This is a genomic window from Marinobacterium sp. NO-S09, from assembly GCF_059179545.1.
The window spans coordinates 3,558,995-3,576,469 of the sequence record NZ_CP168954.1 but is presented as its reverse complement, the minus strand read 5'-3'; the positions used below and the strand labels follow the sequence as shown (position 1 = coordinate 3,576,469).

At 53.4% G+C, this 17,475-nt stretch carries 17 protein-coding genes and 1 riboswitch; of the genes, 9 read left to right on the top strand and 8 right to left on the bottom strand.

From position 1 onward, the window contains the following. Window positions 1-104: 104 nt before the first annotated feature. The 6 genes from O3C79_RS16485 to codB all read left to right on the top strand — a co-directional run bounded on the left by O3C79_RS16485 (window position 105) and on the right by codB (window position 6,392). Window positions 105-767: a helix-turn-helix domain-containing protein gene (locus tag O3C79_RS16485; protein WP_494383982.1), complete on the top strand. Its 663-nt coding sequence runs from the start codon at window positions 105-107 to the stop codon at window positions 765-767. Window positions 768-982: 215 nt separating this feature from the next. After that, a complete protein-coding gene (gene cofG / locus O3C79_RS16480; RefSeq protein WP_494383981.1) occupies window positions 983-2,101 on the top strand; it encodes a 7,8-didemethyl-8-hydroxy-5-deazariboflavin synthase CofG in 1,119 nt (372 codons plus the stop codon). A gap of 268 nt (window positions 2,102-2,369) precedes the next feature. Beyond that, window positions 2,370-3,086, top strand: a complete 717-nt coding sequence (locus O3C79_RS16475) for an outer membrane protein OmpK (protein WP_494383980.1) — start codon at window positions 2,370-2,372, stop codon at window positions 3,084-3,086. 258 nt (window positions 3,087-3,344) lie between these two features. Beyond that, the gene (locus tag O3C79_RS16470) at window positions 3,345-3,659 is read left to right on the top strand and encodes a hypothetical protein (protein ID WP_494383979.1); all 315 of its coding nucleotides are present in this window, start codon (window positions 3,345-3,347) and stop codon (window positions 3,657-3,659) included. Between the two features lie 115 nt (window positions 3,660-3,774). Next, window positions 3,775-5,055 carry an amidohydrolase family protein gene (locus O3C79_RS16465; protein ID WP_494383978.1) on the top strand — a complete coding sequence of 427 codons (1,281 nt, stop codon included), beginning with the start codon at window positions 3,775-3,777 and terminating at the stop codon, window positions 5,053-5,055. Window positions 5,056-5,090: 35 nt separating this feature from the next. Next, window positions 5,091-6,392, top strand: coding sequence for a cytosine permease (gene codB, locus O3C79_RS16460; protein WP_494383977.1), 1,302 nt, complete (start codon window positions 5,091-5,093; stop codon window positions 6,390-6,392). A gap of 91 nt (window positions 6,393-6,483) precedes the next feature. Here the strand turns inward: codB and O3C79_RS16455 are convergent, their stop codons facing one another. From O3C79_RS16455 to O3C79_RS16440, 4 genes are all read right to left on the bottom strand, one after another. Then, entirely contained in the window at window positions 6,484-6,879 is a 396-nt protein-coding gene (locus O3C79_RS16455) for a hypothetical protein (protein WP_494383976.1), read from the bottom strand. 18 nt (window positions 6,880-6,897) lie between these two features. Continuing rightward, window positions 6,898-7,326 (bottom strand): N-acetyltransferase, encoded by a 429-nt coding sequence (locus O3C79_RS16450; RefSeq protein ID WP_494383975.1) that lies wholly within the window; start codon window positions 7,324-7,326, stop codon window positions 6,898-6,900. Window positions 7,327-7,375: 49 nt separating this feature from the next. Continuing rightward, window positions 7,376-7,612 (bottom strand): helix-hairpin-helix domain-containing protein, encoded by a 237-nt coding sequence (locus O3C79_RS16445; RefSeq protein ID WP_494383974.1) that lies wholly within the window; start codon window positions 7,610-7,612, stop codon window positions 7,376-7,378. Window positions 7,613-7,742: 130 nt separating this feature from the next. After that, window positions 7,743-8,825: an alcohol dehydrogenase family protein gene (locus tag O3C79_RS16440; protein WP_494383973.1), complete on the bottom strand. Its 1,083-nt coding sequence runs from the start codon at window positions 8,823-8,825 to the stop codon at window positions 7,743-7,745. A 120-nt stretch (window positions 8,826-8,945) separates the two neighbouring features. Here O3C79_RS16440 and O3C79_RS16435 point away from each other — a divergent pair, with 120 nt between their 5' ends. Then, window positions 8,946-9,476, top strand: coding sequence for a TetR/AcrR family transcriptional regulator (locus O3C79_RS16435; protein WP_494383972.1), 531 nt, complete (start codon window positions 8,946-8,948; stop codon window positions 9,474-9,476). Window positions 9,477-9,910: 434 nt separating this feature from the next. Here O3C79_RS16435 and O3C79_RS16430 read toward each other — a convergent pair whose 3' ends face one another. Beyond that, the gene (locus O3C79_RS16430) at window positions 9,911-10,915 is read right to left on the bottom strand and encodes an adenosine deaminase (RefSeq protein WP_494383971.1); all 1,005 of its coding nucleotides are present in this window, start codon (window positions 10,913-10,915) and stop codon (window positions 9,911-9,913) included. An 81-nt stretch (window positions 10,916-10,996) separates the two neighbouring features. Beyond that, a riboswitch (purine riboswitch) is annotated at window positions 10,997-11,096 on the bottom strand. A 267-nt stretch (window positions 11,097-11,363) separates the two neighbouring features. Between O3C79_RS16430 and O3C79_RS16425 the strand changes: the two genes are divergently transcribed. Continuing rightward, on the top strand, window positions 11,364-11,921 hold the full coding sequence (locus O3C79_RS16425; RefSeq protein ID WP_494383970.1) for an HD-GYP domain-containing protein: 558 nt from the start codon (window positions 11,364-11,366) through the stop codon (window positions 11,919-11,921). Here the strand turns inward: O3C79_RS16425 and O3C79_RS16420 are convergent. From O3C79_RS16420 to O3C79_RS16410, 3 genes are all read right to left on the bottom strand, one after another. Next, on the bottom strand, window positions 11,907-12,545 hold the full coding sequence (locus tag O3C79_RS16420) for a cation efflux transmembrane domain-containing protein (protein ID WP_494383969.1): 639 nt from the start codon (window positions 12,543-12,545) through the stop codon (window positions 11,907-11,909). The genes O3C79_RS16425 and O3C79_RS16420 overlap by 15 nt on opposite strands. Window positions 12,546-12,628: 83 nt before the next feature. After that, window positions 12,629-13,099 carry a Cd(II)/Pb(II)-responsive transcriptional regulator gene (gene cadR / locus O3C79_RS16415; RefSeq protein ID WP_494383968.1) on the bottom strand — a complete coding sequence of 157 codons (471 nt, stop codon included), beginning with the start codon at window positions 13,097-13,099 and terminating at the stop codon, window positions 12,629-12,631. 33 nt (window positions 13,100-13,132) lie between these two features. Then, on the bottom strand, window positions 13,133-13,594 hold the full coding sequence (locus O3C79_RS16410; RefSeq protein WP_494383967.1) for an Lrp/AsnC family transcriptional regulator: 462 nt from the start codon (window positions 13,592-13,594) through the stop codon (window positions 13,133-13,135). Window positions 13,595-13,878: 284 nt separating this feature from the next. On the opposite strand from O3C79_RS16410, the gene O3C79_RS16405 reads away from it, so the two are divergent. Next, window positions 13,879-17,355, top strand: coding sequence for an NAD-glutamate dehydrogenase (locus O3C79_RS16405; RefSeq protein WP_494383966.1), 3,477 nt, complete (start codon window positions 13,879-13,881; stop codon window positions 17,353-17,355). Window positions 17,356-17,475: the final 120 nt, after the last annotated feature.

The following is a 17,475-nucleotide window of genomic DNA, read 5'->3' as shown; positions in this document are numbered from 1 at the left end:
CACCGTCCTGAGCCACGCCCTGTGGCTCCCTCTGGTGATGCCGCCAGTTCCAGCTCCCCCACGCCCGAGGGGAGCTGGCTCCTCATGACCGCAGGAGAGATCAGATGCGTTTCAAGAAAATAATGCTGGCTGATCCGAACGCCCTGGCCCGAGAAGGGCTTAAGCGTGTGCTGGGCAGTCGTGACAATGCGCTGATATTCATTGAGGCAGCGGACGATGACGACTTTGCCAGCAGTGCACAGAGTCACAACGGTTTTGACCTGATCATTGTGCACGCCAATTTGCTGGCCGTCGGCCAAAGCCCCAACCTGACCGCCTACCTGTATAAAACCAGAACCAGCATCATCCTGATCTGCGATGAGTTGAGCCCGGCGCTGGATGCAAAAATAAAATGCTTCGATATCAAGGCGGCGATCAGTTGTCAGGAACCCATGGGCCTGATTGAGCAGCGCATTCTTGATGTGCTGGAGCAGGAAGCCTATGCCGAGAGCCTGCTGGACAGCCTGTCACTGAGTTCAGCCTGTTCAGGTACGGCAACCGTGTATCCCTCTGTGCCGGCACAACGGGAAACCCTCCACAACCGTCTCGAATCCCTGACCGCCAGGCAGAAGGTCGTTCTCAGCTATCTCAAGGCTGGACTGATGAACAAGGAAATAGCCGCCGAGATGGGCATTCAGGAGTCCACCGTAAAGCGGCATGTGTCCGATATTCTGCAAAAACTGGAATTAAAAAAGCGGACTCAATTGATCAATGGTGTAACTGTTTGATTTATATAGATGCAGACTGAAAATATTAATTTGACCATGTGGTAAAACAAATCTATATTGATATTCAGCTCGCTGAAGTGACACCCATTCAGGCACTTCAGTCATAACAACAATAAACAGGAATCCAGCAGTTCAATACTGCGTTTCAGGCCGTGATTGCCATCTCATCATGGTGTGGAATTAGGCCCCGGTCAGGATTCCCGGGAGATTAAATTATGATGTCCGCTGAGCAGGCTTATCAATTAGCCACCGCCGATAGTGATGAAATACTGGCATTGCGCCATCAGGCTTCGGCATTACGCGATCTCCACTGGGGAGACGTGGTCACCTATTCCCGCAAAGTGTTTGTTCCGCTCACCAATATGTGTCGCGATACCTGCGGCTACTGCACCTTCGTAAAACCGCCGGGTTCACCGGATGCCCATATCATGTCGCCGGAAGAGGTGATGGCGGTGGTGAAAGAGGGTGAACGTCTGGGGTGCAAGGAAGTCCTGTTCAGCCTGGGGGAAAAACCTGAAAAGAAATACCCCGAGGCCCGTGCCCGCCTTGCGGAGCTGGGCTACGACACCATGGTCGATTATCTCCGCGCCATGTGCCAGCTGGTGATCGATAACACGTCCATGCTGCCGCATGTGAATGCGGGTACTCTATCGGAAGAGGATGTGCTCAAACTGCGCCCGGTATCGGCCAGCATGGGCATGATGTTGGAAAATGTCAGCCGCCGCCTGATGGAAAAGGGCCAGGCCCACTACGCCTGTCCGGACAAGGTGCCGGTGCAACGATTGCGCACCCTTGAACTGGCAGGCAAATACAATGTGCCTTTTACCACCGGCATTCTGATCGGCATCGGCGAAACCTGGCAGGAGCGGGTCGACAGTCTGATTGCCATTAATGAAATGCACCAGCGCTATGGCCATATTCAGGAAGTGATTGTGCAGAACTTCCGCGCCAAGCCCGGCACCGCCATGGCGGATGCCCCCGAGCCGGAGCTGGAAGACATGCTGCTGACCCTGGCCGTTGCCCGGCTGATTCTGGACCCGACCATCAGCCTGCAGGCGCCGCCGAATCTGCAAGAGCACTATAAGGACTACATCTTCTCCGGCATCAATGACTGGGGAGGTGTATCACCTCTGACCATTGACCATATCAACCCGGAACGCGCCTGGCCGAAAATACAGTCGCTGGAGTTCAAGACTTCGGCGTGCGGCTATCGGTTGCAGGAACGTTTGGCCATTTATCCTCAGTACCAGAACCTGCCGGAGAAATACCTGTCCGCTGAAATGAGTTTGCGTCTGGATGCTCTTGAATCCCAAAGAACGCCCTTATATGCCTGAATCCATGAAGTAACACGTTTTTCGTTCTCTGTAGAATGCCTGGAAGATCATTGCCCGCCTTTATGGCGGGCTTTTTTATGCGCAATATTGATTGAAGATGCATTTTTATGCACTGAAATGTTGCACGAAATCTCATGGTTAATTAAATACATACCTGATGGTTTTATAGGGTCGCATTATGGCTACAAGGTTTAATTGACCGAATGGTAAACAATTATTTTAATGGAGATGTAATACAACAATATGACGTTTTAATCCGAGGCCATAAATGAAATTAAAAACAACCAATCTCGCCTGTGTTCTGGGTATTACCCTCGCTTCTACGGGCGTACATGCCCAACAGCAGTGGAGCGATTTCAGTATCAGTTACCTTAATGGTACTGATTATGAGTTGGGCGATGAAGATCGCCAGTATTTTACCTTTGAGCACGCCAGTGGTCATGACTGGGGTGATACCTTCTTCTTTATCGACCGCGAAATGGGCGAAAACGATACCGATTCGCTTTACTTTGAATTCTCGCCGCGCCTGAGCCTGCGTCACCTGACCGGCAAGGACTTGTCATTCGGACCGGTGAAGGATGTGCTGATCGCCGGTACCTGGGAAGGCGGCGACGGCTTCGATAACGTCATGGCCGGTATCGGTGTGGCCCTTGATATACCGGGCTTTCAGTACGCCAACGCTAACCTGTATCGCGTAAAGAACGAGAACTGGGACGACGATACCATGGTTACACTGACCTGGGGTGCGCCCTTCAAACTGGGCAATGCCGAGTTCCTGTATGACGGTTTTGTGGATTGGTCTGCGTCTTCGGATACCAATAATGAAGAGATCAATTTCACCTCTCAGCTGAAATGGAATGCGGGTAAATTGATCGGCACCACATCACCTTTCTATGTGGGTATTGAATATGCGCACTGGACCAACAAGTTTGGTACGAAGGTGGATGAGCGCAGCCCTTCATTGCTGCTGAAATGGCACTTCTGATTTAAGCGATCTATTTGCAGAGCTCTTTCAGTATAGGGCTCTGGTGGGGCAGAGGGTGCCTTTTTCCCTTTCACACCCTTTGCTCACTTAATAAATCTATTAACCCTTTTGGGTTATATGAGATCTACCCCTTTTTAGGGTTTGACCAACAGGTATATCACGACTAAATTTTTACCTAATGGTAGTTTTTTGATGTCCAAGGCTCTTTGCCGTTAAAATAACGTCCGTGTTGGCAAAGCTGCACTCCTCGGTGTACAGGTGTTCATTAAACAAACTGCCGATATGCCGTCCATTAAAACCGAGCAGACGCTGATGATTCGACGCTATACCAGCCGTTCAACAGTTATAACGCTGCCAGCTGCCCCCGTCGGGCGGCCCTTGTTGATATTGTCCCTGTTGCGCCAATTGAAACGCGGCCTATTGCTTGTTGCGGCGCTCACGGCCTGGTTCAGTCATCCTTTCTGCCGCACGAATACCCCGCCCGTTCTACCTTCCATCTATCTGTATAACCTTAAGCAAACCAAAGTCTTCGCCTTTGTTCCCATCCTGCCGCCTGGTTTCTCCGTTCGTTAAATATGGCATCTGAAAGCCCTGGCCTTTTCCTTCGCACGGTATGACTGTGCTGAATGCTTGCGGCTAAACGGTTTTCGGCTGCCTGACCGATGAGTTCGACAATCAGGAGCCAATCATGCTCGATATGCTGGTACGCAATGTCGTGCTGCCCGATGGGCGCAGCGGAATGGATATTGCGGTTCAAAATGGAAAAATTGTGCAGGTCGACCCTGCCATTCAGGCCGAGGCCCATACGGAAATTGATGGCCGTGGTTACCTGGCCTCGCCACCCTTTGTAGATAGCCACTTTCATATGGATGCTGCGCTCAGCCTGGGCCAGCCGCGCCTCAATGAGAGCGGCACCTTGCTGGAAGGGATTCAGGTTTGGGGGGAGTTGAAACCGAGCCTGACCGTTGACTCGATCAAGCAGCGGGCGCTGGAGATGTGCCGTCTGTCGATCTCGCGCGGGGTGCTGGCGATTCGCAGCCATGTGGATATCAGTGACGACAGTCTGCTGGCGGTGCAGGCACTGCTGGAAGTTCGCGAGGAGATGAAGCCCTACCTGGATCTTCAGTTGGTCGCTTTCCCGCAGGATGGATATCTGCGTTATTCACGTGCTCATGAAAACCTGGTTCGTGCATTGGATATGGGGGTCGATCTGGTGGGGGGTATTCCCCATTTCGAACGCACCATGGGCGAAGGTGCAGAAGCGACACGCGCACTCTGCGAGCTGGCAGAGCAACGCGGCCTGAGGGTGGATATGCACTGCGACGAGAGCGACGATCCTCATTCCCGCCATATCGAATCTCTTGCCTATGAGACTCAGCGTTTGGGAATGCAGGGCCGTGTCACCGGCTCGCACCTCACCTCCATGCACTCCATGGATAACTACTACGTCAGCAAGCTGATTCCGCTGATCCGGGAGGCCGATGTGCATGTGATCGCCAACCCGCTGATCAATATCACCCTGCAGGGGCGCCACGATACCTACCCCAAACGCCGCGGCATGACCCGCGTGCCAGAGTTGATGAAAGCCGGTATCAATGTGGCTTTTGGCCATGACTGCGTGATGGATCCCTGGTACAGCCTGGGCAGTCACGACATGTTGGAAGTGGCTTCCATGGGCCTGCATGTGGGGCAGATGACCGGGCTTGAGCAGATGCGCCAGGCTTTCGCAGCCGTCACCGAAAACCCGGCCAGAATTCTGGGCCTGGAAGGCTATGGACTGGCGCCGGGCTGCAATGCCGACTTCGTTATTCTGCAGGCGAAAAGCCCTATTGAAGCACTTCAGCTCAAGCCCAGCCGCTTGTATGTGGTGCGCCGTGGCGAAGTGATTGCTCGCACACCCGAGCAGGAATACTTCGTGTCTCTGGGAGCGGGGGAGGAGCCTGTCAGCTTCTCGAAAGGCCTCTTTTGAGTCACCTCGCCTTCCAATAAGAAAGGAATAAGACAATGTCTGAACAACAACACGGACAAGACTTCGCCGCCGCCCATGACGACTATGCGCTGGCGCCGGTCCCTGAAAACGCACGTCGCGGCCTGTTCTCCATGTCGGCGGTGATGCTCGGCTTTACCTTCTTCGCCGCCAGCATGTGGACGGGTGGCACTCTGGGTCAGGGCTTCAAGCTGTGGCCAGACCTGTTCATCATCATCTTGGGCGGTAACCTGATTCTGGGCGTGTACGGTGCGCTTTTGGGTTACGCGGCAGCCAAAACCAACCTGTCGACACACATCCTGGCCCGTTACGCCTTCGGCCGCCTCGGCTCCAAACTGCCTTCGACCATGCTGGCGATCACTCAGATCGGCTGGTTTGGTGTGGGCGTGGCCATGTTCGCCTACCCGATTAACAAATTCCTCGATGTGCCCAACCTGCCGCTGATCATAGGTGGCGGTATTCTGATGACCTACACCGTGGTGATCGGCTTCAAGGCGATTGAATGGCTCAGTGCCATCGCCGTACCGGCCATACTGGTGCTGGGCTGCATGTCCGTATACACCGCGATCTCGGATACCGAAGGCGGTATGGATACCCTGTTGTCACTGACGCCGACCGAAACGCTAACCTTCGCCATGGGCATCTCGCTGGCGGTGGGGTCATTCATCAGCGGCGCCACCCTGACACCCGATTTCGTGCGCTATGCCCGTACCCGCAAAGTCGGCATCTGGGCCACCATTATCGGCTTCACCTTCGGTAACAGCCTGATGTTCATCTTCGGTGCTGTTGGCTCCGCCGCAACCGGCATGTCCGATATCGCCGAAGTGTTGGCGCAACAGGGTCTGCTGGGTGCCGGTATTGCGCTGCTGGTGCTGAATATCTGGACGACTAACGATAACGCCCTCTACGCCTCCAGTCTGGGCCTGGCCAACATCACCGGCTTCAAGCGGGTGCATCTGGTTATTGTCGCTGGTGCCGTGGGCACCATTCTGGCCGACTTCCTCTACAACAACTTCGTCAGCTGGCTGGTGTTCCTCAGCGTCTCCCTGCCACCCATTGGTGGTGTGATCATCGGCGACTTCTACCTGCGCTGCAAAACCAACTATGCTGCGCCGGCTGAACACCAGTTCAAGGAGATCAACTGGGCGGCGATGATCGCCTGGGGCCTGGCGATTGCCGTGTCCTTTGCATCACCGGATACCGGCCTGCTGAGCATCGCACCGTTGAATGCGATCGTCACCGCCATGCTGGCCTACGTGGTGCTGTATCGGGTGATGTATGCGGGCGAAATGAGCAAGGATAAGGTGACGGCGGGGTAAACAAGTCTTCACTTTAGACATTTAAACCGGTGCCCTTGTGGCACCGGTTTTTGTTATTGGACGCGAATTCAGAGGAGAGCGAATAAAAGACTTAAAGCTGATGAAACTCGCGCAGGAACTCCTTGCGATCCTGGTCGAACTTGCGGTGCTCGGGGTGATTCAGCGGGCGCTTATCGTCCTCAAAGGCGGGCGCAATCACACCCCAGTTGGAGTTGCGGGCGAAGTACACCACCACATCTACATTGCTGCCTTGCCAGGCGTTATGCACCACATGATCCTCGCCACTGGCTTCAACGGTTTTCACCTGAATGCGGTAATAACTAGGACCGTCCGAGATCAGAATATCGGTCTGATGCCCATGATCCAGTATCGGCAGGAACACCTGCCAGCCATCCTGCATCAGCCAGCTCACTACCATGCTTTCATAGGAGGTGTTCTTCATCGCCTGATGCGTACCGGGTTTGGTTTGCGTGAGCCGTCTTGGCATGCTGGAGTCCCTTGGTGATTAAGCAGTTCCTGAAATCATAGTGTATTCAGGGCAGCCCGTGTCTTCATCGATCTGTTCGCTGACAACTTCAAACCCTTGTGACAGGTAAAACGCACAGGCGGTTTCATTTTCCGTATACACAGATAATGTAAGCGAGGGGCGTTGAGCCTTGGCATGATCAAGCAACTGCTTGCCGATGCCCTGGCCTTGCCGTTCTGGCAACACAAAAATCGCCGCCAGTCTGTCCTCATGCAAAGAATAAAATCCGACAACATCCGCGTTCTGCTCGAACACAAAGGTTTCAGAGGCGGGGATATAGAGAGTCCGCATGTCATCGACCTGAGCTTCCCAAAACTCATCGGGTACAAAGTCATGCGCCTTGATGGAGGCCTGCAGCCAAATATCCAGAATGGCTTCAATATCGCGATCCGTGCGTGGTCTGATCATGGTGTTTCCTGTTCTGATTTTCTGTTGTGTTGGTGTAAACAGTTAAGTATCACAAGCCTTCTTTGGCTCGGTCGATAGCCGATTCAATCGCAGACTTGGCCTGTGGGCTGTTCTTCCAGCAGGTGGTGCACAACATGGAGGCAACTCGTTCGGCGATCTCGTCAGCATTGTAGGTGGCCAGCTCGGCAAAGGTATTGATACCGATCTCTTCAAAACGTTTTATAACGGTGGGGCCTAGGCCTTTGACGGCAAGTAGGGCGTTGCGCTCGGAGGCTGAGAATGTCATTTGAAAAGCTCATGGTGTTGGGAGAGTGACAGGTTAGCAGTAATTGAGGTGTGATGGCTGCTTTGCGCACAAAGCAGCCCTTTAGGTATTGCTTATGAACGGGTTGCGTAGGGCTGATAGCCCAAGGAAATCAATGCTCAGGTACCAGAACTAACTTTCCAGTATGGGCCTTATTGAGAAAATCTTTTTGGGCATTAACAATTTCTTTCAGCGGGTACGTTTTGGCCAAAGCAGGTCGAATTTCGCCCCGTTCGATGTAACCAACAAGATTGGCAAACACCTCTTTCTCCAACAGGGTGCAGCCGAAGAAACTCAGATCTTTTAAATACAGGGTGCGAACATCCAGCTGGACTAAGGGGCCGCCGATAGCCCCGGATACGGCATAGCGGCCTCCTGCTCTCAGTATTTGAATAAGCTCCCCCCATTGTTCGCCCGCCACCAGATCGACGACCACATGCACACTTTTTTCTCCCAGAGCTTCAACCAGATTCGCTCCACGATTGATGACGCGGTCAGCCCCTAAGGTCATTACCTCATCGGCTTTTGAGGCGCTTGCAATCGCAATGACTCGGGCACCCCGTCTTTTAGCCAACTGCACTGCCGCCGACCCGACGCCGCCCGAGGCTCCCGTAATTACGACCGTTTCACTTGCTGCAAGATTGGCACGAGTCAGCAGGTTTTCAGCCGTGGAGTAAGAACATGGGATACTAGCTAACTCTGCATCAGACCAGTTGCAATCTACCGTATGACAAAAGCGAGCAGGGGCCTTGGTATACTGGGAAAAACCACCATCGCACTCAGAACCAAAATAGGAAAAACCGTCCTCGCTTTGACGCAAGCAAGGCTCGACGATAACCCGCTCGCCAATACGAGATGGTGGAACACCTTCTCCCACCGCCACAATCCGGCCACATACGTCCGCGCCTTGTATCCGGGGGAATTTTATAGCTCCCCCCCAGCCTCCATCAGCAGCATCTGCTTCATCAAATCCTTGCTCGCTGCCCTCAAGGGTGGTGCCATCGGTGACCTTTTTCGAGTACCAACCGATTCGGGTATTGATATCGGTATTATTGATACCCGCTGCCCCTACCCGTATTGACACCTCTCCCGGTCCCGCTACCGGCCGAGGAGCCTCAGTTGTATAGCTGAGCTTTTCGAAGCCACCGTGACCTGTCAGGTATACCGCATGCATTGTCGCTGAATTCATAGTCATGATCTTTCCTCTTTGCAGACTCCAAAACACTGAAAGCTTTTCGGGAAACCGGTAGAGCAATCGTTCTACTTGCCAATGTAGAGTGATCGTTCTACTCTGTCAATCATGAATGATACACATATGAAAATTGCAGCCGGATTAGAGCAGGCATTTGCAGAGAACGGCTTTGCACAAATAGGGGTCGATGGTCTGCGCGAGGCTAGCCAGGTCAGCTTACGAACCCTCTACAAATACTGCCCTTCGCGCGAAGATATGGTGATAACAGCCCTAGAGCACAGGCATAGAAGGTATCTTTCTTACCTGCTTGATGAGCTGCCGAACACCCCGAAAGCGGGACTGGATGAAGTTTTTGAACGCATCGGTAAGTGGATGGTTGAGAATGCACCTCAAGGTTGTTTGTTCCATGGTGCTGTTGCTGCCCATCCCGATAGTCCAGTGCTGCATAAAATGCTGGAAAGGCACAAACTGGAAGTATCCATTGGATTGGCTCGTGCAACGGGCCTAACGAGTTACAACGATGAACTGCTGTTTTTGCACGAGGCCATTACCCATAGTTGGCCAATCATGGGGGCTCAGGCAGTTTTTAGTGCAAAAAAATTCGGCCAATTCCTTTTAAAAGAAGTCATTGAGACTGAAAGCGCAGCTTCATAATGTGCGTTTTGCGTTAATAACTACTCCTCAGAACCCTATTGTTGGCAATGTCTGAAGGTCCGCTTTGGGCCAATGCCTGAAGTGGAGTCTTATGAAAAATCATCAATACCTGGCATATGAAGTGATATTGGCGAGCATGCCTCTTATTATGCCTTCTGACCTAAAGGATCAACCCCTAAGGAGCAGGTAGGCCTTTCGGTAATCTTTTTCGATGACATAGTCGATCATATTAAAAATATTTGGTTTTTTTAAACTTAACCCCCTTTGAAGGGGTTAATGATTTATGTTTTTAGACAGGGTAGGCTTCATAAGGTAAATACATTAAAAAAATGGAAATCGAGGATTGCAGCAGCCGTAGACAAGCTTGGCTTCAATCGATTTCCAGGCTGTAGTGATCTTAAAAAGGTTTACTTTATTATCTGGCTTTTCTTATTTTAGTGCTGTTCTAAATAATTTTGAGTCATATCTTTAAGTCGTATTTTATCTTTATCAGATATAAAACTCGCTTCTATAGCATTAAAGGTGAATTGAGCTATTTCCTTTTTACTCATTGGGTGAGCATCAGCCACAGCCATAAAGTTGTCTGTCATGTAGCCTCCGAAGTAAGCAGGGTCATCGGAGTTAATGGTTACACATAGGCCCTGGCGAAGCAGGTGAACGATATTGTGGTCTTCCATTTTATCAAACACTTTCAACTTTATATTTGATAAAGGGCAGACGGTAAGCGGGGTCTGTTGTGTCAGAAGTTGTTCTACAAGTGCCGGGTCTTGGGAGCAACTGACGCCATGATCAATTCGGGTCACTTTCAGTAAACCTAAAGCATCACGGATATTACTTGCAGGCCCTTCTTCACCTGCGTGAGCTACCGTTAAGAACCTTTGGTTAACGGCTTCCTTAAAGACGCGTTCAAACTTGTCCACCGGGTTGCCGATTTCTGCTGAATCAAGGCCAACACCAATGATTTTGTCTTTATGATGTTTTGCATGCTCCAGCGTTTCAAAAGCAGAGGCTTCATCCAGGTGGCGCAAGAAACACATTATCAGCTTGCTGCTGATACCTAGCTCATCAGTACCTTTCTTAAGGGCACGATGAATACCATTAACCGTGGTGTCAAATGAAATACCACGCGAAGTATGCGTTTGTGGATCAAAAAATATTTCCGTGTGCAGAACATTATCTTCTTGGCAACGTAATAAGTAGGCCCAGGTTAAATCAAAGAAATCCTGTTCGTGAATCAGGACATTTGCGCCCTGGTAGTAAATGTCGAGAAATGATTGCAAGTTATGGAAGTTATAGGCTTTACTGACCTCTTCAGTCGAACTGAAAGGGATATCAATATTGTTGCGCTTTGCAAGTTTGAACATGAGCTCAGGCTCAAGCGTTCCTTCAATATGAAGATGAAGTTCGACTTTGGGTAAGCCTCGAATGAAATCGTTCATAACCATGCTCCAATAATTTTAAATTACAAAGCACTTTTCTTCTGAGTAAATCGATAATTCGAGCATACAAAGAGAAAAGCGCAAAATCGCTCAACTCTTCGTAAGCAGGAGTTAACGGTTCCTGGTAGAGACCCCCAAACCATATTATTGGGGTTATACGAAGGGAGTTGCTTGCTGGCATAAGGCCACCAATAAACTTGGGCGAAAGTTCACACAGCTTGACCATCATGTCAACATCCCATTGCTCTTTTCGTTACGGATGAAGTGTTGTCGACGACGGCTTTCAGTATTTTAATTAAGTATAGCCAACCAACAGGAATTGCCTTGTAAGTCGTTGACTGGCTATCTTCAATGACTGCCTTGGCAGGGGCAGAAGCTTTTCAAGACAGGTTCAACTTGTTGATCGCTTCCTGAAAGGGCAAAGGGTCGAGAAACGGCCAATCATGTAGTGCGTGTGGCGGAGTTGAGCCTGTTACTGGGACGCAAATTTGGTCTGGATGAGCAGGCCTGTGGTGAATTACATGATGCCTCGCCCATGCATGATATTGGTAAAGTCGGTGTACCTGACAGTATTCTCAACAAGCCCGGCAAGCTGACAGATGAAGAGTTTGCCCTGATGCAAACGCACAGTCAGAAAGGGCATGACGTCTTCAGTCACTCGCGCCGGCCCTTGCTTCAGGCCGCAAGCATTATTGCCTTGCATCACCATGAGCGTTGGGATGGCAAGGGCTATCCGCAGGGCTTAAAGGGCGAGGACATTCATATCTATGGCCGCATCGTGGCGGTAGCGGATGTATTCGATGCGCTGATTTCGCGCCGTTGCTACAAGGAGCCCTGGCCTGAGGATAAGGTTTACCAGTACTTTAAGGACAGTGCTGGAGATCAGTTTGATCCCGCGCTGGTGGCGTTGGCGCTGGAACACTTTGATGAGATGCTGGGGATCATCAACCGTTATCAGGATAACGATCCCCAGGCGGTGGATACCTCAGGGCTAGTGAGCAGCTGAACCGGCTGAACTGGCGTTTGCCTGTGCTATATCGGAGCGGGCATGGCGGATCACGCTGATGCCAGCGGTGACGGCCAGAGTGCCCATAATGGCGGCGACGGCCAGGTCAGGCCAGGCGCTGCCGGTGCCAAACACGCCAAGCGCTGCGGCCATTACTGCCAGGTTACCAATAGCATCATTACGGCTGCATAACCACACTGAACGCATATCCGAATCACCTTCACGGAAACGGTAAAGCACCACTGCGACGCTCACGTTGGCGACCAGCGCCAGTATACCGATGAGCCCCATTGTCAGAGGCTCAGGCACGTTGCCGGTTTGCATCAGCCAGAGTGCCCGCGCCCAGACCACCAGGCCAAACAGCGTCATGGTTATGCCTTTAACCAGTGCCGCTCGGCTGCGCCATAGCATGCCCATGGACAGTACGCTCAGAGACAGGATGTAGTTGGCGCTGTCGCCGAAGAAGTCGATGGCGTCGGCCATGAGCGATACCGAGCCGGACTGCAGACTGGCAATGCCCTCTACGGCGAACATTACTACGTTTACGACAAGGGCAAACCAGAGCGCCTTGCGAAAGCCTTTTGACGGAGCTGCCTGGGTCGGACCGGAGCAACTGCATGCCATGATGGATCTCCTTATTCAGTCTAGTGTTAGACCTATTGAAAACCCTGTAGTAACTATAGAGTCAAGCGCAGGAAGAGGCGAATTCAGTCAGCTTTTTTATCCTGCGCTCCATGGGTGCCGGGTACGTGGTTGTGTGACTCGTCCGGCAAAGGGCTGGCAAATTCGTTGGCGGTCAGCGACCCGAGAATGCCACACTCCTGTACCGTTCGGCCCTGGCTGCAGGCTTGTTGCAGTGAGGTCAGGGTCTGCTCCAGGCTGGCGAGTTCCCGCAGGCGTGTACGAACATGTTGCAGATGATGCTCCAGCAGGGCATCCACGTCACTGCAGTCGGCATCTGGTTGCTCGGCCAGACGTATCAGCTCACGGATTTCGTCCTGAGCCATATCCAGGCTGCGACAGCGGCGGATAAACACCAGTCGATCCAGGTGTGCAGCCTTGTAGTGGCGATAGCCATTGGCGCTGCGGATGGGGGGCGGCAACAGGCCGATCTTTTCGTAATAGCGAATGGTCTCGACGGCAACATCCGTCTGTTTGGCCAGTTCCCCGATTTTCATGGCTGGGTATCCGTTGCAGCTTGATAAGAGTCTCTACTCGGCCTGATGGCCGGCGTCACGGACGCTTTCCATCACCACAAAGGTACTGGTCTGGAGTACATGGGGCAGGGAGGATATCTGTTCACCCAGTACGGCGCGGTACTCTTCCATATTGCGGGTACGTACCTTGAGCTGATAATCAAAGTTGGCCGCAATCATGTGACACTCTTCAACCGCGGAGATCTTGCGCACCGCCTTGTTGAACGCATCCAGTGCCTTGCTGCTGGTATCGTTCAGTGTGACCTGGGCAAAGGCGACATGGTTCAGCCCCAGCTTGGTCTGATCAACCAGCGCGGTGTAACCGAGAATATAGCCCTGTTCTTCCAGTCGTTTCATGCGAATCTGGCAGGGTGTCTTGGACAAGCCTACCCGTGAAGCCAGCTCTGTCACGGTGATGCGAGCATTCTGCTGCAACTCGGTGAGGATGGCGTGATCAAGTCTATCCAAATCGACCATAACGTTATCTTTGGTTCTTCACTTTATCTTTGCTGGCGTTGAAATAAAGGCCAAGTGTCTTTGCCTGTTAAGTATATAGTGAATGTGACTTCTCTGCTGTGTCTATACTAGTTGGAACATCCTGTTCGAGACGGCGGCCGGGTATCGTGGTGATGGCAACCCCAGCGTCTGTCTCGGGCGGGTGTGACTAACAACCCAACACGCCAAGAAGTGCACCCGGGGGAGCCATGGCCTATATCTGCTCGTCAACAAAAAAAACCGTACTTGAGCAGCTTGCGAACCTCATGCGAGACCAGCTCGATGAGGCGGAAGCCGAGTCAGCAATTGTATTTTCCAACGATTCCGATGCAGTACCTTCACCGCAGGATCTGGCTGCTATTGAAGCCAGGGTGCTGGAAGTGTCCGGCTCCTGGGATGATGATCTCGGCAATCAATTACTTTCCCAATTAGGTGACGAAGCCGGCGGCGAGCTGGCCCGGCACTTCCGTGGTGCCTTCTCTATTGCCTATCGTGCCCGTTTCTCGGCGCCCCAGGCGGCAGCAGATCTGATGCATTTGGCTGCCCTGTCCGAGAGTGAAGGCGTGCGTCTGGCCTTTTATCAGACCGATGACCTCAAAGACGGTGAGTTGCGCTTCAAACTCTACTGCCCCGGCGAGCCGCTGGTATTGTCCGATGTGATTCCGATGCTGGAGCATCTGGGCATGCGGGTACTGGGCGAGCATCCTTACACCCTGCAATGTGCTGAGGGAGAGTCCTTCGGTATCAGTGATTTTCGTGTCAGCCTGCCGGGCTGCGCCGATACACAGGAGCAGGGCAAGCAGATGCTGCAGCGCGCGATCGCGCCAATCTGGCAGGGGCTTGCGGACAATGATTCCTACAACCAGTTGATCGCGCGTGCCGGTATGGACTGGCGTGAGGTGGCATTGCTGCGTGCCTATGGCCGCTATATGAAGCAGCTGCGGTTTGGTTTCAGTCAGCACTTTATTGCCGATACGCTCAGCCGTCATTTGACACTGGCCCGTCTGCTGCTGGACTACTTCCGTGCGCGCTTCGAGCCTGACTTTCCTCAGGATGAGCCTCGTCAGACAGTCTTCGAGCGCATCGAGCAGGACATTTTGAGTGAGCTGGAGCAGGTGGAAACTCTGGATGATGACCGTATCCTGCGTCGCTTCTATGTTCTCATCAAGGCAACGCTGAGAACCAATTTCTATCAGCGCACGGAAGCCGGTGCTCATAAGCCTTACTTCTCGTTCAAGCTGGAACCCGGCGTGATTCCGGATATTCCCCAGCCACGCCCGCGTTTTGAGATCTTTGTTTATTCGCCCCGTGTTGAAGGGGTGCACTTGCGGGCCGGTCGTATCGCCCGTGGTGGTTTGCGCTGGTCGGACCGTGTCGAAGACTACCGCACCGAGGTGCTAGGGCTGGTGAAGGCTCAGCAGGTGAAAAATTCGGTGATTGTTCCGGTGGGCGCCAAGGGTGGCTTTATCGTCAAGCAGCCGCCGCAGACCGGTGGCCGTGAAGCCTTCCACGCCGAGGGTGTGGCCTGTTATCAGACTTTTATCCGTGGCCTGCTGGATCTGGCCGATAATCTGGTGGCGGGTGATGTGGTGCCGCCGCATGACGTGGTGCGTCATGATGAGGACGACCCCTATCTGGTGGTAGCGGCAGACAAGGGCACCGCTACCTTCTCGGATATTGCCAACAGCATTGCAGCTGAATATGGCTTCTGGCTGGGCGACGCCTTTGCCTCCGGCGGCAGCGAAGGTTATGACCACAAAAAGATGGGTATCACCGCTCGTGGCGCCTGGGAGTCGGTCAAACGTCACTTCCGCGAAAAGGGCCACGACACCCAGAGCCAGCCGTTTACCGCCGTGGGTATCGGCGACATGGCCGGTGATGTGTTCGGTAACGGCATGCTGTTGTCGGATCAGATCCAGCTGGTGGGGGCATTCAACCATCTGCACATCTTTATCGACCCGGCGCCGGATGCTGCGGCGTCCTTCCAGGAGCGCAAACGCCTGTTCGAGCTGCCGCGCTCTTCCTGGGAAGATTACGACGCCAGCCTGATCAGCAAGGGCGGCGGTATTTTCTCCCGCTCTGCCAAATGGATTCCGCTGACGGACGAGATGCGCACTCTGTTGCAGACCGACGCCGAGCGCCTGCCGCCCAATGAATTGATTCAGGCACTGCTGACAGCGCCGGTGGATCTGCTCTGGAACGGTGGCATCGGCACCTATATCAAGGCACGTCAGGAAACCCACGACGAAGTGGGTGACAAGTCCAACGATGCCCTCAGGGTCAATGCCGAACAGTTGCGCTGTCGGGTACTGGGGGAAGGCGGCAACCTGGGAGCGACTCAGCGTGGCCGTATCGAGTACGCGCTGAACGGCGGTGCCGCCAATACCGACTTTATTGATAACGCCGGTGGTGTGGATTGCTCCGACCACGAGGTGAACATCAAAATTCTGCTCAACGAGCGGGTGCAGCAGGGCGATATTACGCTGGAAGAACGTAACCAGCTGCTGCGCGACATGACCTCTGAAGTGGCGGAGCTGGTACTTCAGAACAACTACCGTCAGGCGTTCGCGCTCACGGTGGCAACGGCCACTGCGTCGGCGTCGCTGGATGACCATCTGCGTTTTATCAAGCGTTTGGAAGATGCCGGCAAGCTGGATCGTGCGCTGGAATACCTGCCCACCGATGACGAATTGCAGCATCGTCGCGGTCAGGGGTTGGGGCTGAGTCGTCCGGAGCTGTCGGTGCTGATTTCCTATGCCAAGATCGAGCTGAAACAGGCGTTGATCAGTGCCTGGATTACCCGGGATGAGCGTTACACCAGCCCGCTGTATTCGGCTTTCCCGGCCTCCTTGCTGGCACGCTTCCCGGGTGCCGTAGAGCAGCACCGCCTGCGTGCCGAGATCAGTGCGACCCAGATCGCCAATGATCTGATCAACCACATGGGCATCACCTACATCGACAAGATGCGAGCTGCCAGCGGTGCGCAGCCGGCAGATATTGCCGCCGCCTATCTGGTGGCACGTCACCTGTTCGGGGTGGAAGAGCGCTGGATGGATATTGAAGCATTGGATGGTCAGGTCAGCACCGGTGTGCAGGTCCGCATGCTCAAGGACCTGACCAGCCTGCTGGCGCGTGGCAGCCACTGGTTGCTGCAGTACCGCCGTCAAACACTGGATCCAGAAGGACTGGTAGAGGCCTATCAGCCCGCATTGAATCAGGTGATGGCATCGCCGGATGCACTGGCCGAAATCATCCCCCGTTCACGCTGGGAAAAGGGCTTCAAGCAACTGCTGGCCGACGGTGCGCCGGAGCAGTTGGCGCTCTACTGCTCCTCCACCGAGAGCCGTTACTGGCTGATGGATATTATCGATATCAGTCTGCAGCTGGATTGTCCGGTGAAAGAGGTGGCCGGTGTTTACTTCTCGTTGGGTGAGGGACTCAACCTGACCTGGCTGGATGGGCAGATGCGAGCCCTGCGACCGGAGAGTCACTGGCAGGCGATGGCCGTGATCAGTTTCCGCAATGAACTGGATCATCAGCTACGCTGTCTTACAACACGGGTGTGCGAGCAAGTGGAAACCGAACAGGGACCACCGGCCGTGCGCGTTGAGCAGTGGTGTGAGCGTAACGAGCGCCGCGTAACCCGCTGGCGCAAGACGCTGGCGGATATTCAGGGGACGGCCGTAATCGACTGTGCTGTCCTGTCTGTGGCTCAAGGGGTACTGCGCGAGCTGGCCAGTTGATGCTGTTCTGACCTTTCCTTTGCTCCTGCTCGCAGGAGCGGAGTCTTTTGCCTGGTTACAGCGAATGTTCGCTGTGCCGACCTTCGTTCCCCGGCCCCGTGCCGGGGCTTTTTATATGGG